The following is a 25,543-nucleotide window of genomic DNA, read 5'->3' on the forward strand; positions in this document are numbered from 1 at the left end:
GGATCGGGCCGGGCCGAACGGACACACCCACATTCTTCAGGAGTATTCATGAGTGAGAAGCTCACCCTCGTGTCGCACGTCGACGCGATCAACTGGAACCGCATCGTCGACGACATCGACGGCGAGGTCTGGGACCGCCTGACGGCCAACTTCTGGCTGCCGGAGAAGGTGCCGCTGTCCAACGACGTGCAGTCGTGGGCGACGCTGACCGAGGACGAGAAGACGCTGACCATGCGCGTGTTCACCGGGCTCACCCTGCTCGACACGATCCAGGGCACGGTCGGCGCGGTGTCGCTCATCCCGGATGCGCTGACCCCGCACGAGGAGGCGGTGTACACGAACATCGCGTTCATGGAGAGCGTGCACGCGAAGTCGTACTCCTCGATCTTCTCGACGCTGGCCTCGACCCGGCAGATCGACGACGCCTTCCGCTGGTCGACGGAGAACCAGAGCCTGCAGCGCAAGGCCGACATCATCCTCAAGTACTACCGCGGGGACGATCCGCTCAAGCGCAAGGTCGCCTCGACCCTGCTCGAGTCGTTCCTCTTCTACTCCGGCTTCTACCTGCCGATGTACTGGTCGAGCCACGCCAAGCTCACCAACACCGCCGACCTCATCCGCCTCATCATCCGCGACGAGGCCGTCCACGGGTACTACATCGGCTACAAGTACCAGCGCGGGCTCGAGAAGGTCGACGACACGAAGAAGCAGGAGCTCAAGGACTACACCTACGAGCTGCTCTTCGAGCTCTACGAGAACGAGGTCCAGTACACCCACGACCTCTACGACCCGGTGGGCCTGGCGGAGGACGTCAAGAAGTTCCTCCACTACAACGCCAACAAGGCGCTGATGAACCTGGGCTACGAGGCGATGTTCCCCTCGAGCGTGACCGATGTGAACCCGGCGATCCTGTCGGCACTGTCGCCCAACGCGGATGAGAACCACGACTTCTTCTCCGGTTCGGGTTCCTCCTACGTCATCGGCAAGGCCGTCAACACCGAGGACGAGGACTGGGACTTCTAAGACCCCAGAGCTTGCTCGAGGCCCGAAAGGGCTGATGGGAGGCCCGGACCTGCAGGTTTCTGCAGGTCCGGGCCTCTTTTCGTGCCTCCATCCGAAGGACAGAGGAGAGCACAGATGAACATCAGTATCCGTTCGGTATGGCACGGGGGTGGCACGAGCGCACCTTCCAGCCAAGCGCGGGGTGGCTCGAAGCCCGAAATTTGGGGGCAGCGTGCCACCAGCTGCGTGCCACAGCGTGCCATTGGGCTCGCGTCGAGGCCCGTAAAAGGCCAGGTGAGAGGCCGGATCGAAGGGACCGCGCGACCTAGGGCGTGTCTGACAATGATGTGGTTCGCTGGCTGAGAGCCTGGGAGCATGTCGAGATTCCAACTGCTCACGGATGCTCAATGGTCGCTGATCGCTGACTTGCTGCCTGCTCCGACCGGCCGCAGGGGCCGGCCCTTCGCTGATGCCCGCCAGATGGTCGAGGGCATCATCTACCGCTACCGATGCGGGATCGCCTGGCGGGACCTGCCCGAGACGTTCGGCAAGTGGCAGACGGTATGGACCTGGCATCGCCGGATGGCCGGCGACGGCACCTGGGACACCGCGCTGGCCCGCTTGACCGCTCACGCTGACGCTGCCGGCGAGCTCGACTGGTCGCTGTCGGTGGACTCCACGATCGCGCGTGCTCATCAACACGCAACGAACATCACGCGCCTAAAAAAGGGATTCGTCGAACTACACGAATCCGGACGTCGAGCCGCCTGACCACGCGCTGGGCCGGTCCCGGGGTGGGCTGTCGACGAAGACCCATCAGCTCGTCGACGGCCACGGACTGCCGTTGGTCACCGTGTGCACCGCCGGCCAGGACGGCGACTGCCCGATGCTCATCCCGCTCATGGATCAGCTGCGGGTCCAGCGCCCCGGACTCGGTAGCGCCCGCACCCGGCCGACAGCACTGCTGGGCGACAAGGCGTACTCCTCGCGGGCCAATCGTGCCTACCTGCGCAGCCGCCGGATTGAAGCAGTCATCCCCGAGCCGAAAGATCAACAGGGCCACCGCAAGCGCCGCGGCTCCAAGGGCGGCAGGCCGCCGAAGTTCGACGCCGAGAAGTACCGGGGCAGGAACGTCATCGAGCGCGGCTACAGCCGCCTGAAGCAGTGGCGGGCCCTGGCCACCCGCTACGACAAACTCGCCATCGTCTACCGCGCAGCAGTCGTACTCAACGCGGCTATTGCGTGGCTACACCATTTATCGGACACGCCCTAGTGGCACGGAGTGGCACGACGGACCGCGTGAGTCCATTCGCGGCACCTGGAGGGCACGATGAGCACCATGAAGAAGCGTGAGACGGCGGCGAAGCGAGAAACCTGGGGGAGTCTTCGGAAGCTCCCGTCGGGACGGTGGCAGGCGCGTTACCCGGCCCCAGACGGGCAGATGCACTCGGCCCGCACGGAGGACGACAAGCCGTTGACGTTCCTCACCAAGACCGACGCTCGCACGTGGCTCGCCGGCGTACACACGAAAATCGCGCAGGGAGAATGGGAGCCACCCTCGGTCGTCGCGGCTCGGCGTCGAGCGGAAGCGGAAGCCGAGGAAGCGAGGTCGATCGGTTTCACCGAGTACGCCGAGCGCTGGATCGAATTCATTCGCCTCGAACCGACACGCGGGGGAAAGAAGCGGGCGATCGCCACGGTGCGTTCTTACAAGAGCAAGGTCACCGGATACCTGATTCCCGAGTTCGGTGACACGGAGATCCGACACATTGACATGGCTCGCATTCGGGTCATGACCCATCGTCTGGATCAGATTCCGGCGCCGCTGAACCCGAAGTCGAAGTTCAATGGCATCACCCGTCCGGTGCTGATCGTGCTCATGATGATCCTGAGGCAGGCTGCCCGAGACGGGATTATTCCGGCGGCACCTCCCATTTCGATCCCCAAGCAGGAATCGGTACGGCATGATCACGATCATGATCCAGAGGATGACGTTGCGACTCCGGAGCAGGTCGAAGCCCTCTATGAGGCGACGCCGGATCTGTACTCGATCATGGTCCTGCTTGCCGCTTGGTGCCAGTTGCGCCGTGGTGAGTGCCTCGGACTGCAGCGCCGGGATATCCAGTGGCATGACGACGGAACTGCCACGCTGCATGTGCGCCGGCAGTTCAACGCGAACACGGGCGCTATGTCGGACCCGAAGAGCGAGGCCGGCAAGCGAGCGCTGAGCGTTCCGCGGGTCATGGTGGAGCGTCTCAAGGAGCATCTGCGAGACAACGTCGCGCCTGAGGCGAAGGCTCCAGTGGTTCCTTCCAACGTCCGCGGCAGCGTGCCGCTGTCTCACACGAAGTGGGGGCATCTTTGGGGTGACGCCCGGGATGCGGCCAAGAGCGTGCCGCTGGGATTCCGGTTCCATGACCTTCGGCACACCGGCCTGACCCTCTTTGCGCAAGAGGGTGCGACGCTGGCCGAGTTGATGCGCCGAGGCGGCCATGCTGACATGCGGGTCGTGATCCGCTACCAGCATTCCACGATGACTCGTGACCGGGAGCTGGCCAATCGGATGAGTGACCGCGTCGAGGCTCAGCTTGCCGCCTAGACGAGCGAGTCAGCAGAGTCCTCCCCGGACACCGATGGACACCTGTGAAGGGAGGGGAACTCGCTAGATGAAAGGACAAGTGATGGACGTTCGGAGTCGATCAGAATCATCGAGACCCGCCTTGGTGTCGTTGACGGAAGCGGCAGAACGGTTCGGCGTCTCGGTCAAGACACTGCGGCGCAGAATCGCAGACGGAACCATCCATGGTTATCGGGTCGGACGCCTGATCCGTGTTGACCTGGACGAACTGCATGACCGCCTACTCGTAGAGATCCCGTCGGTGAGATGAGAAAGTCAGGTGAGGGGGCGAGGCATATGGGCCCCGCCCCCTCACTCGTGCGGTGGGTCGCAAAGTCTCGGATTCGGAACCACACGGTTCCATCCCATCCAGTTCAGACCAGAGAGCCAGTCTCAAGGAGGAGGCGTCGCGACGGCCGGGATCGCCGGGAGCATAGACTCCTCCCATGAGCAGGAAGACCATCGAACTACTCGTGGACGATCTCGACGGCACAGTGCTCGAACCCGGCGAGGGGACGGCAGTCACGTTCGGGCTCGACAAGCGGACCTATGAGATTGACCTTTCCAGCAGTCACGTTCAGGAGCTACACGACGCACTGGCCCCTTACCTGCGCGTGGCGCGATCCGTGAAGGGTCAAGCGCCCTCGCGTGCTCGTAGTGCCGACACGCGACAGCGCAGCGGTTACAAGCTCAGCGAAATTCGCCGATGGGCTCAAGAGAACGGGCGCGACGTTCCTGCCCGTGGAAGGGTCCCCAACGCCGCCATTGACGCCTACAACGCCGCACACTGAGCCGGACGACCTCGCCGAGAGGGTACGAGCACGATCCGGCGTCGGCACGCCTATCGCGATGCCGTCCCAACCAGATGGCGCAGCTCAATTGGCCGAGCAGGTCACGACGCCGCGGGATCCTTCTGTGGACTCGTCGCGGCGGGGTTTGACTCGTCTCCGTCTGGGACCTCAGTAGTGGCTTGTGCTGCACGTTGACGTTGCACGCGTTCGACGCCGCGTGCGTTGGCCAACAGGACGAGGCTCATCGGACCCATAATCAGGAACTTGAACGCCGACCAGACGCACACGAGGAAGACCAGGTGCAACCACCCGGGCCCGCCGTTGTCGATCGCGACGGTGCACCAGTAGGCGATCACGAAGTAGACGCCGGAGATGAGCATGGCGGGCACGCCCCACTTCAGGCCGGCGCGTGTGCGGATGAAGTCGAGCAGGATGTTGCTGGGGAGCCAGGCCCGCAGGATCCCGCGGGTACGGATGCTGGCGACGAGTATGGTGCGGAGCATGGCACAGTCCTCCCAAGAGGCGACGCATCTTCGGGAGGGACGTGCCAGGGGCGGTGTCCCCTGACCTGTCAACCACCGCACCCAGAGGATGCGACAGCGTAGCTAACTTTGTATCGCCTACGTCACAGTCTACCGACTCGATCACGACGGTGGAAGGGCGACAAGTCCGTGCGGCCCTCGCCGCGTGTGCTCCGTTGCGCGACGCATGGTGTGCCTGCCCCGCGAGGGAGGTCATCATCATGGCAGACCATACCGACGGGCAACTCGCCTTCGACTTCAACGCGATGGCCCGTGAGGATGCCCGCGCACGCCTGGACGAATGGGAAGGCGCGCCGCTGAGCTTCACCCGCGACTACTTCACCCCAGCCCGGTTCGATGAGGCCTTCGAGCATTGGAAGTTCCTCAACGGGTCTCTCGGCTCGTGGAAGCGCAGTCACATGTGGCATCGCGAGGGATGGAACGGTGCAGGCACCGAGTTCGGTGAGCACCGCGGGGAGATCTTCTCCGCCGAACTCTCCCCAGAGGACGGGCATGAGGGCCCCGGCGGCATGCTCACCCAGATGATCTGCGAGCTCTGCGACTGGCACGTCATTGCCGAGGACGACAACACGGCCGTGGAAGCGTGGCACGATCACGCAGTGCCCGGCTGGCGTGAGTTGCCGGTCCTCCCGGCAGCGATCCGCGTCCGCGACGGTGGAGCGACGTTGTCGAAACTGGCGATGAAGTGGATCACCGAGCGCTATCCGCAGCACATGCAGGTCCCCGGCGCACCGATCATCACCGAGCGAAGTTCCTCCGGTACCCGTCACGTGCACCACTACTCGCCGTGGGGCGGCTACGACCTCTCCCACACCGCACTCGAGCGCCCCGCCGCCCCGGAGGTGTCCTCGCGGGCACCTCGGCGGGAGCTGCCACCGTTCGTACCGGCCTCGCCGCCCGGGCAGTCCAGGAAGGCCGGTCCTGAGCTGTCCCGGTGAGGTGAGCATGCCAGGAGGGCCGGAACCGCTATCGGTTCCGGCCCTCAGACTGTGCGGCGGGTGGGTCGGGTCAGTTCGCCGGTCTCTGGGTCCAGCCGGGCGTAGTATTCCTCCTCGGCTTGTTCTCGGCGAGCGACGTCGGAGACGACGAAGTTCACGAAGCCGGCATCACGGTCAGTGATCGCGGCGTCCTCGATCGGTTCTGCCTGCTCCTCACCGGGCCAGACGGTCTGCCGGGTCGGGCGGTCCCGATCCAGCCTGGTCCCCGAAGCTGCGACCCAGTCGCGCAGTCGCTGCCGGGACTCGGCGAAGTCCCGGAGCCACCCGATGGGTGCGGACCCGTTCTGCTGCGGGTCATAGGCGCACAGCCAGTGGATGTGCAGGGCGCTGAGTTCCCAGACCAGCTCCGGGTGCCGGTGCCAGTACGGAGGAATCACCGCCGCCGGCAGTCCGAACTCGTGGCGCAACCAGTCCACCCACCGGTTGAGCTCCAGCCAGGCTTCTTCGGCCTCCTCCGCACCGAGGAGGTTCCAGTTGACCGGGCCCGGCGGCTCGTCCAGAGCCGCGGGCCCACTGCTGGGAGAGATTGGCGCGTCGGGCTCGGGCTCGTCTGGCTCGGGTACAGCTTCTGGGCCGGGGGTGATGTCGTCTTCATCCATGGGGTCCTCCTACTGGCCCATCGCGACGGTCTCGGGCTGCTGTGCCTTCCGCTCGGGTGCCTCGAACGCCTGGGCACGCTGGGCGGTGACCTGCTCCTGCGTGAGGCCCTCGTTCTGCGGGGTCCGGTCGACGATGTACGTCGAGCGGGCGGCGTCGTGGCCAATCTTGCGGGCGACGAATTCCTCGCCGCCGTGCTGGTGTCCGTCACGGTCGTAGGTGTACTCGCGCACGTACCCGTCGGCGACGAAGTGTCAAGCCCTGGGTTTGGTAGAGGCTTCTTTTCTTGGTTTCCTATGCGGCCACGCCTGTAGTGGTCTGCTGTTTGATCCAATCAGAATGCGCCTCGATCGGCGGTCGGTAGTGCAGCGCCGAATGCAGTCGGACGTGGTTGTACCAAGCCACCCACTTCGACGTCTCGGCCATTACTTCGATCACTCCCGACCACTCCCGCCGGTCGATCAGTTCGGCCTTGTACACCGAGTTCAGCGCCTCGGCCATCGCGTTATCGAAGGAATCGCCCCGCGAACCCACCGATGCCACGATCGCAGACTCAGCCAGCGTCTCGCCATAGCGAATCGAGCGGAACTGGACTCCGCGATCCGAGTGGTGAACGAGCCCGGATACATCGTGCCCGGCCCGGTACTTCGCCGCCAGAGCCATCGTGAGCGCGTCCCGGGCCAGGGATTCACGCATATGGTTCGTCACCTGCCAGCCGACGATCTCGCGATGGAACACATCGAGGATGAACGTCGTGTACACCCACCCCGAGCGCGTCGGCACATAGGTGATATCGGCCACCCATAAGCAGTTCGGTGCAGGCGCGGTGAACTCCCGCTCGACGAGGTCCTCCGGGCACTCCTCGGCTCTGGCCGATGCCGTCTTGGGACGTTTGCGTTTGCGCCGCACCCCATCGATGCCCAGTTGGCGCATCAAGCGCTCGACCGTGCAGCGGGCCACCGGCCCGAACCGGTCGGCGTGATCACGGTTGATCGCTTTCCACATCTTGCGCACTCCATAGCAGGAGTAGTTCGCTTCGTAGATGTCCTGGATGACGACCATGAGATCGCAGTCCCGAATAGCCCGGGCCGAGGGCCGGCGCAGTTTGTACGCGTAGTACGAGCTCACAGCGATCCGTGCAGCAGTCCCGCGCAGGACCCGCACGATCGGCTCGACTCCGAACTCGTCACGATTCTCGTCGATGAAGTCGACGATCACCTTGATGGGCGGTCGAGCTCCGCCGCGAAGAAAGCCGATGCTCTGCGCAGGATCTCGTTTGCTCGCCTGGCTTCGGCCAGCTCCGCCCGCAAGCGTCGGTTTTCCGATTCCAGATCCACAGACTCCGACGGTGTGATCCTGCCGGATTCCTTGTGCTTCCGCACCCACACGCGCAAGGTCTCCTTACTCAACCCGAGCTCTTTCGCGACCCGAGTAATCGAGCCGTTGGCAGTCGCGGGATCGGCCTGAGCGTGAATGACGAGCTCTACTGCACGAGCCCTGAGCTCGTCGGTGTACTTCACTGGCATGAGAGAAACTCCTTCTTCCAATCTCCCTGCCTCCATTATCCCCGGGGCGATTCACCTTTTCCCGGCACCCTGGACGACCGCGACGCCGCCCGCGCCGTACGTCTGGGCGGCGGAACTGCCGTGCCGCTGTGGCACGCCGGCCAGTCCCTGCACGGGGTCGACGCCGTGGTGCTGCCCGGCGGGTTCTCCTACGGCGTCTATCTGCGGGCCGGGGCCATCGCCCGGTTCGCCCCCGTGATGGAAACTGTGGTGAAGGAAGCCGGTGCGGCGGCGTCGTCCTCCCCACTGCCGGTGCTGGGCATCTGCAACGGTTTCCCAATCCTCACCGAAGCCCAGCTGCTGCCGGGGTCGATGATCAAGAACGACCACCTGAAGTTCCTGTGCAAGGACCAGGTGCTGCGCGTGGAGAACAACCAGACCGTCTGGACCTCCCAGTTCACCGACAATGAACTGATCACTGTGCCGATGAAGAACCAAGACGGCCACTATGTGGTCTCTGCCGAGGAGCTGGAACGGATCGAAGCCGAGTCCCGCGTGGTCTTCCGCTACGTGGGCGCCAACCCGAACGGTTCACGCCACGGCATCGCCGGGGTCACCAATGAGCGCGGCAACGTGGTGGGACTGATGCCTCACCCCGAACACGCTGTGGAGGCCGGGTACGGACCCGACGACGCCATCGGTATGCGCGAAGGCACTGACGGCCTGACGATCTTCACCTCAGTGGTCTCCTCCCTGGCAGGAGACACCACGTGAGCGAGCAGGGGACCCGAGGCAGCCGCCAGGATGCGTCGGGAAGCGAGCACGGAAGCGAGCGAACGGTGAGCACCGAATTCAACATCGAAACCGTTGAGCAGGCTGCGGCCGCTCCGGAGGTCGAACAACCCTGGGCCGAGCTGGGACTGAAGGAGAACGAGTACCAGCGCATCCGTGAGATCCTCGGCCGGCGTCCCACCGCCGCGGAGTTGGCCATGTACTCGGTGATGTGGTCCGAGCACTGCAGCTACAAGTCCTCCAAAGTGCACCTGCGCCAATTCGGCGAGAAGGTCACCCAGGAGATGAACAAAGACCTGATGGTCGGCATCGGTGAGAACGCCGGAGTGACCGACCTGGGCGAGGGATGGGCGGTCACCTTCAAGATCGAGTCCCATAACCATCCCTCCTATGTGGAGCCCTACCAGGGGGCGGCCACCGGCATCGGCGGCATCGTCCGCGACATCATCTCCATGGGAGCCCGCCCGGTGGCGGTGATGGATTTTCTGCGCTTCGGCGATATCGACCACCCGGACACCAAACGCGTACTGCCCGGGGTGGTCTCCGGTATCGGCGGCTACGGCAACTCGCTGGGTCTGCCGAACATCGGCGGCGAAGTGGTTTTCGACGAGGTCTACCAGCAGAATCCGCTGGTCAACGCCCTGGCCGTAGGAGTGATGCGCCACGAGGACCTGCGCCTGGCCAACGCCTCCGGCGTGGGCAACAAAGTGGTGCTCTTCGGGGCACGCACCGGCGGCGACGGCATCGGCGGGGCCTCTGTGCTGGCTTCTGAGTCGTTCGACGACGCCAAGCCCTCCAAGCGCCCGGCGGTACAGGTCGGTGACCCGTTCAGCGAGAAGGTGCTCATCGAATGCTGCCTGGAGCTCTTCGGCAACGAACTCGTTGAGGGCATCCAAGACCTGGGCGCGGCCGGGATCAGCTGTGCCACCAGCGAGTTGGCCTCCAATGGGGAGGGCGGCATGCACGTGGAGCTGACCAATGTGCTGCTGCGCGACCCCACCCTGACTCCGGGCGAGATCCTGATGTCAGAGTCCCAGGAACGCATGATGGCAGTGGTCACTCCTCAGAACGTCGAGGCCTTCAAGGCTGTGATGGCCAAATGGGGCGTGGAGTACTCCTGGCTCGGCGAAGTCACTGACACCGGCCGGCTGATCATCGAGTGGGACGGCGAAACCATCGTCGACGTCGACCCCCGCACTGTGGCCCACGACGGCCCGGTCTATGAGCGGCCCTATCACCGTCCCGCCTGGCAGGACCAGGTGCAGGCCGATTCCTTCCGCACCTCAGAGGCCGGGCAGAACCTGCCCACCACCGCAGAGGAACTGGGCGAGGCCGTCGTCGGGCTGATGAGTTCGCCGAATATGGCTGATGTCTCCTGGATCACGGATCAGTACGACCGGTTCGTCGGCGGCAACACGGCACTGAGCCAGCCCGACGACGCCGGAGTGATCCGGGTGGACGAAGAGACCGGCCTGGGTGTGGGGCTGGCCACTGACTGCAACGGCCGCTACGCCTACTTGGACCCTTACACCGGAGCCCAGCTGGCCCTGGCAGAGGCCTACCGGAACGTGACCACCTCAGGTGCTGTGCCGATGGCGGTCTCCGACTGCCTGAACTTCGGCTCCCCGGAGGACCCGGAGATCATGTGGCAGTTCGCCGAAGCGGTGCGCGGTCTGGCCGACGGCTGCCAGGCGCTGGGGATCCCGGTCACCGGCGGCAATGTCTCGCTGTACAACCAAACCGCCGGCCGGGCCATCCACCCCACCCCTGTGGTCGGGGTGATGGGGAAGTTCGACGACGTCGGACGCCGCACACCCTCCGGGTTCCAACGCTGGGCCGACGGCCAGGCCATCTATCTGCTGGGCACCACCGGTGATGAGCTGGACGGTTCAGAGTTTGCCCGACTGCGCGGGCACCTGGGCGGCAGACCCCCGGCAGTCGACTTGGCCGCGGAGAAGACCCTGGGCGAGATCCTCATCAACGCCTCCCGTGACGGCATGATCGATGCCGCCCACGACCTCTCCGAAGGTGGGCTGGCCGCAGCTCTGGCGGAGATGAGCCTGCGCTTCGGCGTCGGCTCCCGCACCTCGATCGTCGAGCTGTGCGAACGTGACGGGGTGGACCCGTTCACCGCGCTGTTCAGTGAGTCCCAGGCGCGGGCTTTGGTGGCCCTACCCCGTTCTGAGGAGCTGCGCTTCACCGATATGACCACCGCCCGGGGTTTCCCCGCGCTGCGGCTGGGCGTGGTGGACGCCGAATCCGGCGGCATCGAGGTGGCCGGCCCCTTCGACGGCGGCAGCTTCGGCATCGGCCTGGATGAGCTGAAGCAGGCCTGGAGCAGCGTGCTGCCCAGCCGTTTCGACGCTGTGCAGCAGGCCACGGAGGCAGTCCGCACCGAGCAGTGAAGGCTGCCGGCTCAACCGTGGGCGGCGCTCAGCGCACGGTCCAAGTCGGCCCACAGGTCCTCCGGGTCCTCCCGGCCCAGTGCTAGGCGCACGGTCTGCAGAGTGATACCGCCGGCCTGCATCATCTCCGGGCTGAGACGGCAGTGTGTGGTCCACGCCGGGTGGGTGGCCATGGACCGGCCGTCGCCGAGATTGACCGCCAGCGCGAACAGCTGCAGGGCTCCGAAGAACCGCTCGACGGCGTCAACCTCGCCTTTCAGCTCGAAAGACAGCACTGATCCGGCCCCACGGGGGAAGTCCCGTTCTGCGATCTGCCGGTCGGGAGAGTCCGGCAGGCTGGGGTGACGCACTGAGCCGACTCGTTCGTCGGCGGCCAGCCGAGCCGCGATGACCTCGGCGACATGACAGTGCCGCTGCATCCGGATGTCGAGGGTTTCGATGCCCTCCAGAGCTCGCTGGGCGTTCAGCGGTGACATCGCCGGACCCAGGTCGTTGAGCAGTTGGGTGCGGATCAGCTGCCGCAGTGCACCGTCTTCACCGGACTGCTCAACCAGCGACCGCCCACCGAAGCGTGTGCGCGGCTGAGTGAGCTGGGGCCACCGTCGGGGATCCGCTGAGGGCTGGAACCGACCGGTGGTCACCACGATGCCGCCCAGGGTGGTGCCGTTGCCGGTGAGATACTTGGTCAGCGAATGCACCACCACATCAGCACCCAGGTCCCCGGCGCGCACCAGGTACGGGGACGCCAAGGTGCTGTCGACCACCAGAGCGGCCCCGGCCTCTTGAGCTGCCTCGGCCAGGGCGGGGATGTCGGGCAGGTCAGCATGAGGGTTGCCGATGGCCTCCACCAGGAACGCACGGGTGCGTGGAGTCGCAGCACGGCGCCACTGGTCCGGCTGGTGCGGGTCCACCCAGGTGACGGTGATGCCGGCCTCGGCGAGGGAATCGTTGAGCAGATCAGCCGTCCCGCCGTAGATGCGCTGGGAGGCGACCACGTGCCCGGCAGGGACCTCTGGGTGGGGTTCGCCGTCGGGGCTCTGCCCGGACCGTCCGGCCAGGGCCAGCAGGGTCAGTGTGATGGCGGCTTGGCCGGATGCAGTGGCTATCGCACCGGTGCCGCCTTCCAGCTCTGCCAGTCGCCGTTCGAGCAGTTCGACGGTCGGGCTGCCGGTGCGGGAGTATTTGAAGCCGGGCTGCCGCTGAGCGAAGACTTCTCTGGCCTGAGGCAGAGACTCGAAGGTATAGGCCGCGCTGAGGTGGATCGGGGCGCGGACCGGCCGGACTTCTAGGTCAGCAGTCTCTCCACCGTGAAGCTGCTGGGTACCGGGGGCGAGGTCGCGGGGCTGTTCGGCACTGCTCATACTGCCATTTAACCATCTGCAGCCACCAATGCCTGTGCTGGTCGCAGCTCAGCGCGGGGGTGCGGGCTGACCTCCACGCGGTCATCGGGGCTGAGCCCCCGGTCTTGGGCTTCAGTACGGGTCATCTGCACATGCACCGGCCCGGGTTGCACCGCCTGGTCCAGGGTGACTTCCAGGCGGATCTCGAAACCGACCCGGTTCCACCGGGTGATGGTGCCGGGCAGCCCACTGCCCTCGCCCTCGGGGCGGACGACGACGTCGTGGGGACGCAGTAGTGAGTCCCCCAGCAGAGTGGATTCGCCGATGAAGTGGAAGACGAAGTCCGTAGCCGGGTTGTCGTAGATCTCCTCCGGGGTGCCGACCTGTTCGATGCCGCCGTCGTTGACCACCACAATAGTGTCAGCAACCTCGAGGGCTTCCTCCTGGTCGTGGGTGACGAAGACGCTGGTGAGTTCGACCTCGTCGTGCAGCCGGTGCAGCCAGTCCCGCAGCTCCTTGCGGACCTTGGCGTCCAGAGCGCCGAAGGGCTCGTCCAGCAGCAGCACCGAGGGTTCGATGGCTAACGCCCGGGCCAGGGCCATGCGCTGGCGCTGACCGCCGGAAAGCTGGGAGGGCATCCTCTCGCCGAAGGCCCCGAGCTGCACCAGCTCCAGCAGCTCTTGGACCTTACGGTCCACTTCGGCACGCGGCTGTTTGCGCACCTCGGGCCCAAAGGCGACGTTCTTGGCCACCGACATGTGTTTGAAGGCTGCGTAGTGCTGGAAGACGAACCCGATGTTGCGGTGCCGGGCCGGTGTGTGGGTCACATCCCGCCCGTCAATGAGCACAGTGCCGGCATCGGGGGTCTCTTGGCCTCCGAGGATGCGCAGCAGCGTCGTCTTGCCCGAACCGGACGGGCCCAGCACGGCGGTGAGCCCGCCGGTGGGCACGGTGAGGTTGATATCAGCCAGGGCGGTGAAGTCGCCGTAGCTCTTGGACAGGTCGCGGATCTCAATCCCCACGCGTGTCCTCCTTGGGTCGCAGGATGGTGACGATGACAAGTGCGGCCACTGCAATCAGGGCCAGCAGGAAGCCGATGGCGTAGGCCTGGCCGGTGGCGAAGCCTTGGTGCAGCCGCTGCACCGCCATCGTGGCGGTTTCGGTGTAGTTGACGATGCCGCCGGAGACGATGAGCACGGCTCCGAACTCTCCGATGGCTCGTGCCAGGGTCAGCACGATGCCGTAGGCGACCGCCCATTTGATCGACGGCAGAGTGATCCGGCGCAGCACCTGCCAGCCCGAGGCGCCCAATGAACGGGCGGCGATTTCTTGGTCGGTGCCGATCTCCTGCAGCACTGGCACCACGGAACGCAGCACAAGCGGCAGGGAGACGAAGGTGACCGCCAACACGATGCCGGGGAACGAGTAGACCACCTGCAGACCGGCATCGGCCAGGGGGCCGCCGAGCGCCCCGTGCACCGGCCCGTAGGCCAGCAGAATCGCCAGACCCACCACCACAGGGGACACTGCGATGGGAAGATCGAGCAGGGAGGCGAGGACACGTTTGCCGGGGAATTCGTAGCGGACCAGCAGGATGCCCAGCGCGATGCCGAAGATCGTGTTCAGCACCACGGCCCAGAAGGCGGCGGCCAGGGTGAGCAGCACCGCGTTGCGGACCTCCTCGGTCGCCAGGGCTGCGAACAGGTGGTTCTCCCCAGCGAAGAAGGTCTCTTGGATGATCAGCAGCAGCGGCCACCCCACCAGAAGGAAGAGGTAGACCGAGACAAGCCCGCCGCGGATCCAGGTGCCAGTGGTGCGCTCATGCATTACGGGCCACCCTCCGGGAGATCAGGTCCAGTACCACGATGGCGATCAGCGCCACCAGCAGCAGGAAGACCGCGACCGCCGCTGCCGCCGCGGTGTTGTCCACCTCAATGTAGGTCAGGATTCGCACTGAGGCGCCCTCAGAGACGTTGGGACGGTTGCCGGTCAGCAGCACCAGGGCCCCGAACTCCCCGACCCCGCGGGCGAAGGAGAGGGTGGCTCCGGCGGCGATGGCCGGGGTCAGAGTCGGCAGGATGATGCGCCGGAGCACCGTGAAGCGGCTTGGTCCCAAAGATTCGGCGGCCTGTTCGACTTCCACATCGAGTTCCATGAGCACAGGCTGGACCGTGCGCACCACAAACGGCAGGGTGACGAAGAGGATGGCTAAGAACACCGAGTAGGGGGTGAAGGCGATCTGTAGGCCCAGCGGGCTGGCCGGTCCGTAGAGGCTCAGCAGCACCAGACCGGCCACCAATGAGGGCAGCGCGAAGGGCAGGTCGATGACCAGTTCCAAGAGGCGCTTGCCGGGGAAGGAGTCCCGCACCAGCACCCAGGCGATGAGCGTGCCGACCACGACGTTGACCACAGTGGCTGCCAGTGCCGAAAGCAGCGTCAGCTGAATGGCGTTGGCGGTCTGCGTGTTGGTCAGTGCGCTCCAGAACGTGGCCCAACCATCCTCCAGGGAGGCCACGATGACCAGGGCCAGGGGGATCAGCACCAGCAGGCTGAACCACAGCACGGTCACACCCAGGGTGATTCCGGCGGGCAGGTCGAGGGTGCTCAAGAGCCCGCGCCGGCGGCGGGCGGTCTGTCGGGTGGCGTTGGCGGCGACGGTCATCAGCCCATCCCAGATTCTTCGATGATCTGTGTGATAGTTCCGTCCTCCGAGAAGTAGTCCTCAGTGGCCTGGTCCCAACCGCCGAAGTCGTCGATAGTGGCCAGCTCCTCCACCTCGGGGAAGGGGTCGTCCGGGTCGTTCGCGCCTTCCAAGCGTCCGAGTTCGACCTCATCGGCCACAGACTCCACCGGGCGGTACCCGTACTGGGCGTAGATCGCCTGCCCCTCTGGACTGAGCGCGAAGTCGAAAAACTCCTCAGCAGCCGGGGAGGCGTCCACTGTCAGCGCCCCGGGGTTCTCACTCAGGAACGTCTGGTCGGGAATGATGTACTCAAACTCTTCCTCGTTCTGGATGCCGAGGATGGCCTCGTTCTCCAAGGTCACGAGCACATCGCCGGTGCCGTCAAGGAACGCAGTGGTGGCATCGCGCCCGGAGCCGGGGAAAGCCTCGATGTTGTCCACGAAGGCTTCCATGTACTCCTCAGCCTCCTCCTCAGTGCCACCGTCCTGCAGCACTGCGGCCCAGGCGGCCAGCATGTTCCACCGGGCGGCACCGGCTGAGCCGGGGTTGGGACTGACGATGCCGACGTCGTCGCGGATCAGGTCCTCCCAGTCCTCGATTCCTTTGGGGTTGCCCTCCCGCACGGCGAACACGATCACTGTGGTGGTGAGGATCCCGTTGTTGGGGCCGGCGTCCCAGTCTTCGTCGACCAGGCCGGCATCGACCACGCGGGTCATATCGGGGCCGATGGAGAAGTGGACGACGTCGGCAGGCAACCCGTTGGCCACTGCACGGGACTGGTCCCCGGCCGCGCCGAAGCTGGTGGCGAAGGTGGCCGGGTCCTCGCGCTGGGCGTTGAACTCCTCGGCAACGGCCTCGTTGCCCTCGGAGCCGATGGCCAGTCCCACGATGGTGACGTGGTTGTCGCCGCCGGTGGGCGCGCAGCCGGTCAGGGAACCGACCAGCAGCAGGCCCAGCGCAGCACGGATTGTGCCGCGGGGCCGCTTGGTGACTCGGCGCATATGTCCCCCTCTCAGGCTTCAGGCAGACCCGCCCCACACTAGAGGAGAGAAGAGCCTCTGCCGTCGTCGAATGTCACGCGGCGTCACATAGAAACTGGGCAGGGGCGTCCTGGGGGCGGACCTCGGCGTAGTCTGGGGACATGTCTGAGCGTCCCTCGAAGAAGCAGCTGAATTCTCTGGCTTTCGCCTCCCAGTCGGTGCACGCCGGCAACGCCATTGATGAAGGCAGCAAGGCCATCCGCACTCCCCTGGTGATGGCGAACTCCTACGCCCTGCCGGAGGACCCCTCAGAGGTCAGCTGGTCAGGTACGGAAGTTCCGCTCTACACCCGCAATTCCGGGGTGAACCAGTTGAAGCTTCAAGAGAAGCTCGCCGCTCTCGAAGGCGGCGAGGACGCAGTCGCCCTGGCCTCTGGAGTGGCAGCACTGCATGCGGTGGCCTTTACGTTCCTGCGCTCCGGCGACCACGTGGTGGTCTCCGATGTCACCTATGAGGCCACCTGGCGTTTGTTCGCCGAACTGCTTCCGGAGAAGTTCAACATTCAGACCACGTTCGTCGACTCCTCAGACACTGAAGCTCTGCGGGCCGCCACACAGGAGAACACCCGGCTGGTGCATGTGGAGACCATCGGAAACCCGACCACCAAAGTCACCGATATTTCAGCCGCCGCACAGGTCGCCCACGACGTCGGTGCCCTGCTGTCTGTGGACTCCACCTTCACCCCACCGCCGCTGTACCGCCCGCTGCAGGACGGCGCGGACTTGGTGGTGCATTCGCTGACTAAATACATCAATGGCCACGGAGATGCCATGGGCGGCGCTGTGATCGGTGGGCACGAACTGATCAGCCGGATCAAGGCCGACGCCATGGTTGATGTGGGCGGAGTCATCTCCCCGTTCAACGCGTGGTTGATCACGCGCGGCTCGATCACCCTGCCGCTGCGGCTGCAGCAGCACCTGAGCTCAGCTCAGTACCTGGCTGAGCACCTGGAGGCCGATTCGCGGGTCGCCTTTGTTGCTTACCCGGGGCTGACCAGTCATCCCCAGCACGACCTGGCTCGTCGTCAGTTCGGCGAGCGGGGGTACGGCGGAGTGCTCTCCTTCGCTGTGGAGGGCGACCCGGATACCCAGAACCGGTTCGTGGCGAACTTGGAACTGATCACTTCAGCAGTGTCTTTGGGGCACGATGAATCGCTCATCGTCCATGTGGGAACCAGCGGTCCCCGGGTGGCTGCCTATCCGTCGGAGTTTCAGAAGTACGGGCATCTGCGCTTCGCTGTGGGACTCGAGGACCCGGAAGACCTGGCCGCCGACCTCACCGCAGCCCTCGACGCCACGTTCTAAACCCCACCGAGGGCTTCACGGATGCCGGTGACCAGGGACAGAACGCCTCCGGCGAAAGCCAGGCCTGACGCTCCTATAGCAGTCAAGTCGCGATCTCACCGGTTCGAGGGTTCATCTTGATGAGGTGGTAGACCTCGCGGATGACGTAGCGCTTGAGGCAGCGGATGATGTCGCGTTTGCTCTTTCCCTCGGCTGTGCGTCGAGCGACGTAGGCGATGGTCGGTTCGTGGAACTGCATCCTGACGATCACGGTCCGGTAGATGGCGGCGTTGAGCTGCCGGTGGCCGCCACGGTTGATGCGATGACGGCCGCTGGTCATGCCCGACCCGGTAGGGATTGGACTGATGCCAGCGAGCTTCGCGAACGCTGCCTCTGAGCGGATGCGCTCGGGGTTGTCGCCGGCGACGATGAGGATCTCGGCCGCGGTATCGATCCCGATGCCGAACTGCTCAAGGAGTTGAGGAGCGGTCACGTGGATGAGCTTCTCGATCGATCCGCGAAGTTCCTTGATCTCTGCATCTAGGTACTGCCATCTGCGCGCAAGGGACCGCAGGGAGTGACGTAGCGAATCGGCGGGAGTCTCGAGGCGGCGAGGGCGTAGTGCAGCAAGGTGGCGAGCGAGCTTGGTCGGCGACATCCGGCTCGTTTCACGGCGCAAGCTGTCGTCGGCGTGGACGAGCATCGCCTTCATCGAGATCATCGAGGCTGAGCGGTCGGTAACGGCGGAGTCGTGCACGATCTTGAGCTGGCGGATCATCTCAACCGTGTTGTCCGCAGTCTTCGGGATCGCGGTGGCGAACCCTGCGAGCACGGAGCGAGCCGCATTCTCCGCATCGAGCGTGTCGGACTTCCCGTTCTGCCGTCGAGCTCGCCGGTCGGGACGCCCCGCTTCAACAACCTTGTGCCCGTGGCGTCGCAGGAACGAGGTCAGCGTGGCGCCGTAGGAGCCGGTGCCCTCGATGCCGAACGCGATGACCTTTCCGAAACCTCCCGCCCAGGCCTCAAGCTTCTTGAAGCCGCCCGTCTCTGTCGGAATGGTGAGAGTCGCGAGGATGCCGCCCACGGTGTCCAGCACGGCGGCAACATGGATGTGCTTGTGGGTGTCGACGCCGACGACGACATATCCAGACCGGACGGATTCGAGTGTGTTCATGGTGCCTGTCTCCTTCGACGGCTAGCGTGGTCTGACGCTGTCGCCGGCGGGTGGACAGGACTGTCACGGGGACGCTCTCAACATGCTGCTCCAGGCTCCTATTAGGTCACGCCCGGTCCGGCGGCAGCGCTCACTACGTGCCCAGCCGGGCGGTCGACAGATCAACGCCAAGACACCAAGTGGGTCAGTCGCCAGCAAGAGTCAGACCGCACCGACCGGGACTTCCTCATCCTTGCGGGAATCGGTGACTACAGACTGACAATCGCCGGCAGCACCGACCTGGCCCATGGATCCGATGAGGTGGTGACGGTTCAGGGCGTGCACGAACTTCCGTGACCGGAACTGGGAGCCTCTATCCGAATGCACGATGCAACCGGCGGCGTCACGGCGTCGAGATACCGCGCTGTCCAGGGCATTCACCGCGAGACAAGCCTTCATCCGGTCGCTCATCGAGTAGCCCACGATCCGGCCGGAGAACACGTCCTTGATGGCGCAGAGGTAGAGCTTGCCCTCGTCGGTCCAGTGCTCGGTGATGTCGGTCAGCCACAGCTCGTTGACGTCATCGGCGGAGAAGTCCCGCTTCACAAGGTCGTCATGGACGGGCGGTCCAGGGCGCTTCCCGTTCTTGCCGCGCTTCTTTCCGAACACGGACCACCACTGGTTGTCCCGGCAGATCCTCCACGCCGTCCGCTCACACATCACCTCGCCGGACTCTGCGGCTTCACTGACGAGGAACCGGTAGCCGAACTCGGGGTCGTCGCGGTGGGCGTCCAACAGTGCGTTTGCTCGGTAGGCCTCGGTCAGCTCGGCTGTGGTGACCTGCTGGTGCCGCCAGCGATAGTAGGGCTGACGGGAGAGCTTCAAGACCCGCAGGGACACCGCGACGGGGATCCCGTCGGCGGCGAGCTCGCTCACGAGCGGGTAGAACCTTTTCCCGGCAGGTTCGCCTGGGACAGGTAGGCGGCAGCACGACGCAGGACCTCGTTCTCCTGCTCCAGCAACCGGTTCCGGCGGCAGAGCTCGCGCAGTTCCGTCGAGTCCTCACGGGTCTTCCCGGGGCGATTGCCGTCGTCGATGTCTGCTTGGCGGATCCATTTGTGGAGCGTCATCTCGTGGACGCCGAAGTCCTTCGCGATCTGCGCGATGGTGACGCCGTCCTCGCGGGACCGGGCGACTCGCACGACGTCCTCGCGGAACTCCTGGGGGTAGGGAGCGGGCATGGTGCACATCCTTCCAGGCCGCCCAGTGGGCAAGCCAGATCAGATGACCTGACGTACAGTCTGGTTTCCACTCGCTCTGACTAGCTTCCGGCGGTGAGTGGTTGAATCGTGTGGGCGAGGTCGTAGTCATGCGGCGTGGAGTACGCGAGGCCGGAGTGGCGGCGTCGACGGTTGTAGAACACCTCGATGTACTCGAAGATCGCGTTCGCCAACTCGACCCTGGTCCGCCACTTCTGGCGGTTGAGCAATTCGATCTGCATCGAGGACCAGAAGGACTCCATCATCGCATTGTCGAGCCCATCACCCACGGTCCCGAAGGACGGCAGCAGTCCTGCTGAGCGGATCTTCTGGGTGAACACCCACGAGGTGAACTTGGGGTGTATCAAGGTTCTTGGACAGTTCCTCTTGATGGGAGAGGATCAAGAGCATGGCAAGTGCATCACGGCGGAAGTTCAGCCCGCAGTTCAAGGCTGAGGCGGTCCAGCTGGTCGTGCAGAACGATCGGCCGATCGTCGAGGTGGCCGGCGAGCTGCAGGTCAATCCGGGGACTTTGGGCAATTGGGTCAAGCGTTACCGGCAGGACAACCCGGAACCGGTTCAAGAGTTGAAGCCGGCCGATCACGCTCGGCTGGCTGAGTTGGAAGACGAGGTCCGGCGGCTGCGGATGGAGAACGAGTTCTTAAAAAAAGCCGCGGCCTTCTTCGCCAGGGAGCAGGACTGAATGAGAAGTCAGCCCTGATCGAGGCGGAGAAGGGAAACTATCCGATCAGCTGGATGTGTCAGAAGCTGGGCGTGGCCCGGTCGTCGTTCTACGCGTGGCGGGCTCGAGTCGGGACCCTCACGGCGACGCAGGCGCGTCGCGAGGCTCTGAAGAGCGAGATCGTACGGGTCTTCGCACAGCAGCGCGGGACTGCGGGATGCCGGCGGATCGCGGCCGAGCTCAACGACAACGAGTTCCCCTGCTCTGTGGGACTGGTGGCCGATCTGATGCGCGAACTGGGGCTGGCTGCGATCCAGAAGCGCGCCTACAAGCGCACTACCGTCGTCGATGAGCAGGCCCAGGTTTTCACCGATCGGCTGGAACGCGACTTCGACCCGGACTCTTATGCGCCGGGGCAGGCGCTGGTCGGCGACATCACCTACCTGCGCACCGGCCAAGGCTGGTTGTATCTGGCCACGGTGATCGATTTGGCTACGCGCATGGTCATCGGCTGGCAGATCGCCGAGCGCATGCGCGCCAGCCTGGTCGTCGATGCTCTTGAGATGGCGCGCACGCAAGGCGGAGCCACGGCAGGAGCGATTTTCCATTCCGACCATGGATCGCAGTACACCTCGGATGAGTTCACCCGTTATTGCAGTGAGAACGGGGTTTTCCAGTCGATGGGTCGGACAGGGGTGTGCTGGGACAACGCGGCGGCCGAATCGTTCTTCGCCACTTTGAAGAACGAGATGTACTACCAGCAAGTCTTCGAGACCCGCGGTCGAGCCCGGCTGGCGGTGGCTGAGTACATCGAGGTGTTCTACAACCGCCGTCGGCGCCACTCAGCGCTGAGCTACCGGACACCGGTACAAGCTTGGAACGATCACCACGGCGCCGCTGAAGACCTCGTCCAGGCGGCCTGAGCAGAGAAGGAAAACTCGTAGGGACTGTCCACATTCCTTGACACAGCCCAGCAGTCCCAACTAAACCCTCAGCAGTCCCGGGCTTCATGCCATCCATGCGGGTCACCATCGAGGGCGAGGTGTTCGCGATCGCCCGGCGCGCGGACGGCACCGTGGACCACGACTGGCTCTGCGGGCCGAATCCCGGGTACGGGTTCTCCGGCAGCCCGATCGTCAGTCGGCCCACCCCGGATGACCACCTCGTGGAGATCCGTGCGTTCCTCCTAGAGATCGATCCGCGGACCGGCATCCACCGCGATGACAAGGACGCCGCCGAGGTCGACAACCGGCACGGCTCCGGGACCGGCTAAGACCCAGCTGGCGCGGCGCCTCCGGTACCCTGCCCTCTGTGCGTCAGTGCGTCCGTGCGCCCGGATATGATGCACAGCACATCGGTTCGCGCCTGACACCCAGGCCTGCCCGAGTCCGCTCCGGGGGTGTCCGTGCTCGTCGTCATCGTTCCGATCGCCCTGCTGTTCCTCATCGCGCTCGTCAGACGGATCCCCCTCATCGGAGGGGACATCCGAGCGGCACTTCTCATCGCCGGCGTGGCGGCCGCGCTGATCGGAGGGGTGGGCCCGGGGGAGTTCGCGCTCGGCGTGGTCGACGGCGTCGACAAGCTCGCCTGGGTCATGGCGCTGAGCCTGTTCGGCGCGATCTATGCCGAATCGCAGGTGCGGCTCGGCACGATGACCGCGGTCCTCGACACCCTGCGCAGCCTGTTCGGGGGCTCGCCCAAAGGCCTCATCGCAGCGATCTTCATCACTCTGACCCTCGCCGGCTCCCTGCTCGGCGACGCGATCGCCGCCGCCACCGTCATCGGCTTCCTCGTCATCACCGCGCTCGCCGAGCTCAAGGTCAAGCCCGAGCAGATCGCGATGATGATCATGGTCGGTGCCTCGATCGGTTCGATCATGCCGCCGATCGCTCAGGCGGTCTTCCTCTCCGCCTCCCTCGTCGGGACCGACCCGGGCTCCGTCGTCCTCATCGCCTACATCACCGTGAGCATCGCCCTCGTCCTCGCGGTCCTCGAATCCTTCCGCTTCGTGAAGGGCCGCACCCTGCCGCCGGAGCTGCGTCCCAGCGAACCGCTGGGCACGATGCTCGGCCGCACCTGGCCGGTGTTCGGGCCGCTCGCCGTGCTCATCGCCATCGTCATCCTCAACAGCGGCTTCGGCCTCAACGTCTTCACCGCGGTGCCCGGCCTCGGCGGACTCGTCGCCACGCTCGAGACCGTGCCGGTCGTCAAGGGACTCGTCCACGTCGTCGTGCTCGCGATCATCGTCTCCACCCTCGTCACCCTGTGCTACCCCCGTGCCCGACGGCAGGCCGGCAGCATCGTCGCGACCGGCCTCGGGAACGTGCGGCAGACACTGCTCATCCAGCTCTGCGCCGGCTTCATGGTCGGGATGTTCTACGCCTCCGGCGCGGTGGATCAGGTCTCCGCGGCTGCCGAGGGTCTCGACTCCCAGGCGGTGGCATTCGGCGGGTTGATCGGTCTCGCGGTGCTCGGCATGCTCACCGGCTCGCAGACCACCGCGCAGACGGTCGTCATCCCGTTCGCCGCCCCCATCCTGCTCGCCTCGGCCGCCGACCCGGTGAACGTGGCCCTCGGTGCCTCGCACATCGCCTCGGGAGCGCAGAACCTCCCACCGGTGGGGCTCACCGCCTTCGTCGTGTGCGGGCTCGTCGGTGCGACGCTCAAGACGAAGGTCGATCCGGTGAAGACGATGCTCCTCGCGCTGCCGAACTCGCTCTACTTCATGCTCGTCGGCCTCGTGTTCTGGCTCCTCTGAGCAGGCGACCGCCCATTTCAGTCGGCGCTGCGCTCATCAGCGCCGGCGGCCCGCTCATCAGCGCCGGCGGCCCGCTCATCCGAGCCGGCGGCCGGCGGGATCCTCTCCGTCGGCCTCCGACGCGGGGCCGACGCGTCCAGGAAGAGCTGAGCGCGCCTCGGCGACCCGGGCCACTCCCACCCCGACGAGTGACACCACGACGCCGGCCACCTGGAGGAGGGTGAGGGTGTCGCCGAACAGCAGGTACGTCTGCACGGCGGCGAGCGGCGGGGCGGCGAGCACGACGATCGCCACGGTCGTCGGGGAGGTCGTGCGCACGAGGTGGAGCATGAGCGCCATCCCGACGACGGAGATCCCGAGCACCGACCATGCGAGCGCGCCGAACAGCTGCAGGCTCGGCCCGGGCAGGCGCTCGCCGAGCAGGAGCGCAGCGAGCACGGCGACGAGCGCGCCGCCTGTCATCTGCCAGGCGAGCGAGGGCAGCATCGCCGCGGTGCGCACGCGCGGCTGGAGCATGATGCCGATCGTCAGCCCGGTGATCGCGAGCACGGCGAGGACGAGGAGGAGCCCGGTGATCGCACCGCTGCGCATCCCGGGGCCGAGCACGAGCACGAGCCCGGTGAGCGACACGGCGATGCCGAGGACGACGGTGACCCGCGGTGCTCGGCGGGTGAGCAGGGCGACGACGAGCACGGTGAGCACCGGCTGCCAGCCGCCGAACAGGGCCATGATGCCGGCCGGCAGTCCGTCGGCGATCGCGATGTAGACGAGGCACAGGTACACGCCGTTGACGAGCGCGCCGATCCCCAGGTGCGCCCCGACGGTGCGGGCATCCGGCATCGGCGGGCGCCGGATCGCGCACACGGCGAAGAGGAGCACCGCGGCGATCCCGAACCGCAGCGCGAGGAAGACGTTGGGCTCCGCGGCGCCGTGGATGAACCGGCCGACGACGAAACCCGTCGACCAGATGAAGGCGAACGCCGCCGCGGCGAGGACTCCCATGGGCTCAGCCTAGAGCCCGGCCATCGCGGCGACGGCAGCGGCGGCGGGACTCAGTCGCCGAGGCGCGCGAAGAGGTCCTTCTTCGCCTGCTCGAACTCGTCGGCCAGGCGTGCGACGAGGTCCGCGGTCGGGAGCGATTCGGTGATCGCGCCGACACCCTGGCCCGAGCCCCAGATGTCCTTCCAGGCCTTGGCCTCGGTGTTGCCGCCGGAGCCGAAGTTCATCTTCGAGGGATCGGACTCCGGGAGGTCGTTCGGATCGAGGCCGGCCGCCTCGATCGATCCGCGCAGGTAGTTGCCGTGGACGCCGGTGAACAGGTTGGAGTACACGATGTCGTCGGCCCCGGACTCGACGATCATCTTCCGGTAGCCGTCCTGGATGTTCGCCTCCGGGGTGGAGAGGAAGGCGGAGCCGATGTATGCGAAGTCCGCGCCTGTGGCGAGGGCGGCGAGGACCGACTGGCCGTGGGCGATCGCGCCGGACAGGGCGATCGGTCCGTCGAACCAGGCACGGATCTCGCGCATGAGAGCGAACGGCGACTGCGGTCCGGCGTGCCCGCCGGCTCCGGCGGCGACGGGGATGAGGCCGTCGGCGCCCTTCTCGATCGCCTTGTGGGCGAACCGGTTGTTGATGACGTCGTGGAGCACCGCACCGCCGTAGGAGTGGACGGCCTCGTACACGTCCTCGCGCGCGCCGAGCGAGGTGATGACGAGCGGCACCTCGTGCTTGACGACGAGCTCGAGGTCCTCCTCAAGGCGGTTGTTCGTCTTGTGGACGATGAAGTTCGCGGCGAAGGTGCCCACGGGCTCGCCCGGATGGGCCTTGGCATAGGCCTCGTTGGACTCCCGGATGTCGTGGAACCACTCGTCGAGCATCGGCAGCGGGCGGGCGTTGAGCGTGGGGAACGCCCCGATCACGCCGGCCTGGCACTGGGCCTTGACGAGCTCCGGTCCGGATGCGATGAACTGCGGGGATGCGATGACGGGCAGTCGCAGCGGGCGGGTGAGCACATCGGGCAGAGCCATGAGTTCTCCTCAGAATGTCGACGATGGCGCGGGCGTCCGCGGACGCCTCTCCTCTAGGACTTTAACGCA

25 protein-coding genes, 2 pseudogenes and 1 other annotated feature are annotated in these 25,543 nt (G+C 65.7%); of the genes and pseudogenes, 12 read left to right on the forward strand and 15 right to left on the reverse strand.

All coding sequences use genetic code 11. The features are described from left to right. Positions 1-48 precede the first annotated feature (48 nt). The 5 genes from nrdF (at position 49) to FDF13_RS07460 (ending at position 4,410) form a co-directional block, all read left to right on the forward strand. A complete protein-coding gene (gene nrdF / locus FDF13_RS07440) occupies positions 49-1,023 on the forward strand; it encodes a class 1b ribonucleoside-diphosphate reductase subunit beta (protein ID WP_137319095.1) in 975 nt (324 codons plus the stop codon). Between the two features lie 354 nt (positions 1,024-1,377). After that, a protein-coding gene (locus tag FDF13_RS07445) for an IS5 family transposase (RefSeq protein WP_175406828.1) occupies positions 1,378-2,275 on the forward strand; the annotation gives its coding sequence in 2 pieces (ribosomal slippage) (positions 1,378-1,734 and positions 1,736-2,275; 897 coding nt in all). A gap of 57 nt (positions 2,276-2,332) precedes the next feature. Continuing rightward, entirely contained in the window at positions 2,333-3,601 is a 1,269-nt protein-coding gene (locus FDF13_RS07450) for a site-specific integrase (RefSeq protein WP_137319096.1), read from the forward strand. An 82-nt stretch (positions 3,602-3,683) separates the two neighbouring features. After that, positions 3,684-3,890, forward strand: coding sequence for a helix-turn-helix domain-containing protein (locus tag FDF13_RS07455; protein WP_137319097.1), 207 nt, complete (start codon positions 3,684-3,686; stop codon positions 3,888-3,890). A gap of 175 nt (positions 3,891-4,065) precedes the next feature. Then, a complete protein-coding gene (locus tag FDF13_RS07460) occupies positions 4,066-4,410 on the forward strand; it encodes an Lsr2 family protein (RefSeq protein WP_137319098.1) in 345 nt (114 codons plus the stop codon). A 101-nt stretch (positions 4,411-4,511) separates the two neighbouring features. Here FDF13_RS07460 and FDF13_RS07465 read toward each other — a convergent pair whose 3' ends face one another. Beyond that, on the reverse strand, positions 4,512-4,913 hold the full coding sequence (locus FDF13_RS07465) for a sulfate permease (RefSeq protein ID WP_175406902.1): 402 nt from the start codon (positions 4,911-4,913) through the stop codon (positions 4,512-4,514). A 239-nt stretch (positions 4,914-5,152) separates the two neighbouring features. Here FDF13_RS07465 and FDF13_RS07470 point away from each other — a divergent pair, with 239 nt between their 5' ends. Then, positions 5,153-5,890, forward strand: a complete 738-nt coding sequence (locus tag FDF13_RS07470) for a DUF6349 family protein (protein WP_137319099.1) — start codon at positions 5,153-5,155, stop codon at positions 5,888-5,890. A 44-nt stretch (positions 5,891-5,934) separates the two neighbouring features. Here the strand turns inward: FDF13_RS07470 and FDF13_RS07475 are convergent, their stop codons facing one another. The 4 genes from FDF13_RS07475 to FDF13_RS07490 form a co-directional block, all read right to left on the reverse strand. Next, on the reverse strand, positions 5,935-6,549 hold the full coding sequence (locus tag FDF13_RS07475; protein WP_137319100.1) for a hypothetical protein: 615 nt from the start codon (positions 6,547-6,549) through the stop codon (positions 5,935-5,937). A gap of 9 nt (positions 6,550-6,558) precedes the next feature. Then, positions 6,559-6,780, reverse strand: coding sequence for a hypothetical protein (locus FDF13_RS07480; RefSeq protein ID WP_175406903.1), 222 nt, complete (start codon positions 6,778-6,780; stop codon positions 6,559-6,561). Between the two features lie 61 nt (positions 6,781-6,841). After that, positions 6,842-7,765 (reverse strand): IS3 family transposase, encoded by a 924-nt coding sequence (locus FDF13_RS07485; protein ID WP_175406904.1) that lies wholly within the window; start codon positions 7,763-7,765, stop codon positions 6,842-6,844. Then, positions 7,685-7,801, reverse strand: a sequence feature (AL1L pseudoknot). (Overlaps the previous gene by 81 nt.) Beyond that, a complete protein-coding gene (locus FDF13_RS07490) occupies positions 7,762-8,073 on the reverse strand; it encodes a transposase (protein WP_137318392.1) in 312 nt (103 codons plus the stop codon). (Overlaps the previous feature by 40 nt.) Before FDF13_RS07490 ends, FDF13_RS07485 begins: the two co-directional genes overlap by 4 nt. 69 nt (positions 8,074-8,142) lie before the next feature. Between FDF13_RS07490 and purQ the strand changes: the two genes are divergently transcribed. Both purQ and purL read left to right on the forward strand, forming a co-directional pair. After that, entirely contained in the window at positions 8,143-8,826 is a 684-nt protein-coding gene (gene purQ / locus FDF13_RS07495) for a phosphoribosylformylglycinamidine synthase subunit PurQ (protein ID WP_254668966.1), read from the forward strand. 65 nt (positions 8,827-8,891) lie between these two features. Beyond that, positions 8,892-11,249 carry a phosphoribosylformylglycinamidine synthase subunit PurL gene (purL, locus tag FDF13_RS07500; RefSeq protein WP_137319103.1) on the forward strand — a complete coding sequence of 786 codons (2,358 nt, stop codon included), beginning with the start codon at positions 8,892-8,894 and terminating at the stop codon, positions 11,247-11,249. 11 nt (positions 11,250-11,260) lie between these two features. Here purL and FDF13_RS07505 read toward each other — a convergent pair whose 3' ends face one another. The 5 genes from FDF13_RS07505 to FDF13_RS07525 are packed head-to-tail and all read right to left on the reverse strand — an operon-like array spanning position 11,261 to position 16,273. Continuing rightward, entirely contained in the window at positions 11,261-12,610 is a 1,350-nt protein-coding gene (locus tag FDF13_RS07505; protein WP_137319104.1) for an O-acetylhomoserine aminocarboxypropyltransferase/cysteine synthase family protein, read from the reverse strand. Between the two features lie 8 nt (positions 12,611-12,618). Continuing rightward, positions 12,619-13,611 carry a sulfate/molybdate ABC transporter ATP-binding protein gene (locus FDF13_RS07510; RefSeq protein WP_137319105.1) on the reverse strand — a complete coding sequence of 331 codons (993 nt, stop codon included), beginning with the start codon at positions 13,609-13,611 and terminating at the stop codon, positions 12,619-12,621. Further along, entirely contained in the window at positions 13,601-14,416 is an 816-nt protein-coding gene (locus FDF13_RS07515; protein WP_137319106.1) for a sulfate ABC transporter permease subunit, read from the reverse strand. The genes FDF13_RS07510 and FDF13_RS07515 overlap by 11 nt, the downstream gene beginning before the upstream one ends. Next, entirely contained in the window at positions 14,409-15,251 is an 843-nt protein-coding gene (gene cysT, locus FDF13_RS07520) for a sulfate ABC transporter permease subunit CysT (RefSeq protein WP_137319107.1), read from the reverse strand. Before cysT ends, FDF13_RS07515 begins: the two co-directional genes overlap by 8 nt. Then, the gene (locus FDF13_RS07525) at positions 15,251-16,273 is read right to left on the reverse strand and encodes a sulfate ABC transporter substrate-binding protein (RefSeq protein WP_137319108.1); all 1,023 of its coding nucleotides are present in this window, start codon (positions 16,271-16,273) and stop codon (positions 15,251-15,253) included. Before FDF13_RS07525 ends, cysT begins: the two co-directional genes overlap by 1 nt. A gap of 140 nt (positions 16,274-16,413) precedes the next feature. Between FDF13_RS07525 and FDF13_RS07530 the strand changes: the two genes are divergently transcribed. Then, the gene (locus FDF13_RS07530; protein WP_137319109.1) at positions 16,414-17,616 is read left to right on the forward strand and encodes a PLP-dependent aspartate aminotransferase family protein; all 1,203 of its coding nucleotides are present in this window, start codon (positions 16,414-16,416) and stop codon (positions 17,614-17,616) included. Between the two features lie 82 nt (positions 17,617-17,698). Here FDF13_RS07530 and FDF13_RS07535 read toward each other — a convergent pair whose 3' ends face one another. The 3 genes and pseudogenes from FDF13_RS07535 to FDF13_RS07550 form a co-directional block, all read right to left on the reverse strand. Continuing rightward, positions 17,699-18,769, reverse strand: coding sequence for an IS110 family transposase (locus tag FDF13_RS07535; RefSeq protein ID WP_137319110.1), 1,071 nt, complete (start codon positions 18,767-18,769; stop codon positions 17,699-17,701). Positions 18,770-19,039: 270 nt separating this feature from the next. Then, positions 19,040-19,989, reverse strand: a pseudogene (locus tag FDF13_RS15255) (IS3 family transposase); the annotation flags it as partial. A gap of 80 nt (positions 19,990-20,069) precedes the next feature. After that, positions 20,070-20,363, reverse strand: a pseudogene (locus FDF13_RS07550) (integrase core domain-containing protein); the annotation flags it as partial. A 53-nt stretch (positions 20,364-20,416) separates the two neighbouring features. On the opposite strand from FDF13_RS07550, the gene FDF13_RS07555 reads away from it, so the two are divergent. The 3 genes from FDF13_RS07555 to FDF13_RS07565 all read left to right on the forward strand — a co-directional run bounded on the left by FDF13_RS07555 (position 20,417) and on the right by FDF13_RS07565 (position 23,447). Next, positions 20,417-21,612, forward strand: a protein-coding gene (locus FDF13_RS07555; protein WP_137319112.1) for an IS3 family transposase whose coding sequence is annotated in 2 segments (ribosomal slippage) — positions 20,417-20,672 and positions 20,672-21,612 — 1,197 coding nt in all. Because the reading frame shifts where the segments join, the coding sequence is not laid out codon by codon here. An 86-nt stretch (positions 21,613-21,698) separates the two neighbouring features. Further along, the gene (locus FDF13_RS07560) at positions 21,699-21,962 is read left to right on the forward strand and encodes a hypothetical protein (RefSeq protein ID WP_137319113.1); all 264 of its coding nucleotides are present in this window, start codon (positions 21,699-21,701) and stop codon (positions 21,960-21,962) included. Between the two features lie 126 nt (positions 21,963-22,088). Then, positions 22,089-23,447, forward strand: coding sequence for a TRAP transporter large permease subunit (locus FDF13_RS07565; RefSeq protein WP_217494832.1), 1,359 nt, complete (start codon positions 22,089-22,091; stop codon positions 23,445-23,447). Between the two features lie 75 nt (positions 23,448-23,522). Here the strand turns inward: FDF13_RS07565 and FDF13_RS07570 are convergent, their stop codons facing one another. Both FDF13_RS07570 and FDF13_RS07575 read right to left on the reverse strand, forming a co-directional pair. Then, positions 23,523-24,449: a DMT family transporter gene (locus tag FDF13_RS07570; RefSeq protein ID WP_137319114.1), complete on the reverse strand. Its 927-nt coding sequence runs from the start codon at positions 24,447-24,449 to the stop codon at positions 23,523-23,525. Between the two features lie 50 nt (positions 24,450-24,499). Continuing rightward, positions 24,500-25,474, reverse strand: coding sequence for a nitronate monooxygenase family protein (locus tag FDF13_RS07575; RefSeq protein WP_137319115.1), 975 nt, complete (start codon positions 25,472-25,474; stop codon positions 24,500-24,502). Positions 25,475-25,543 lie beyond the last annotated feature (69 nt).

The organism is Brevibacterium sp. CS2, from assembly GCF_005280295.1.
Lineage (GTDB): Bacteria > Actinomycetota > Actinomycetes > Actinomycetales > Brevibacteriaceae > Brevibacterium > Brevibacterium pityocampae.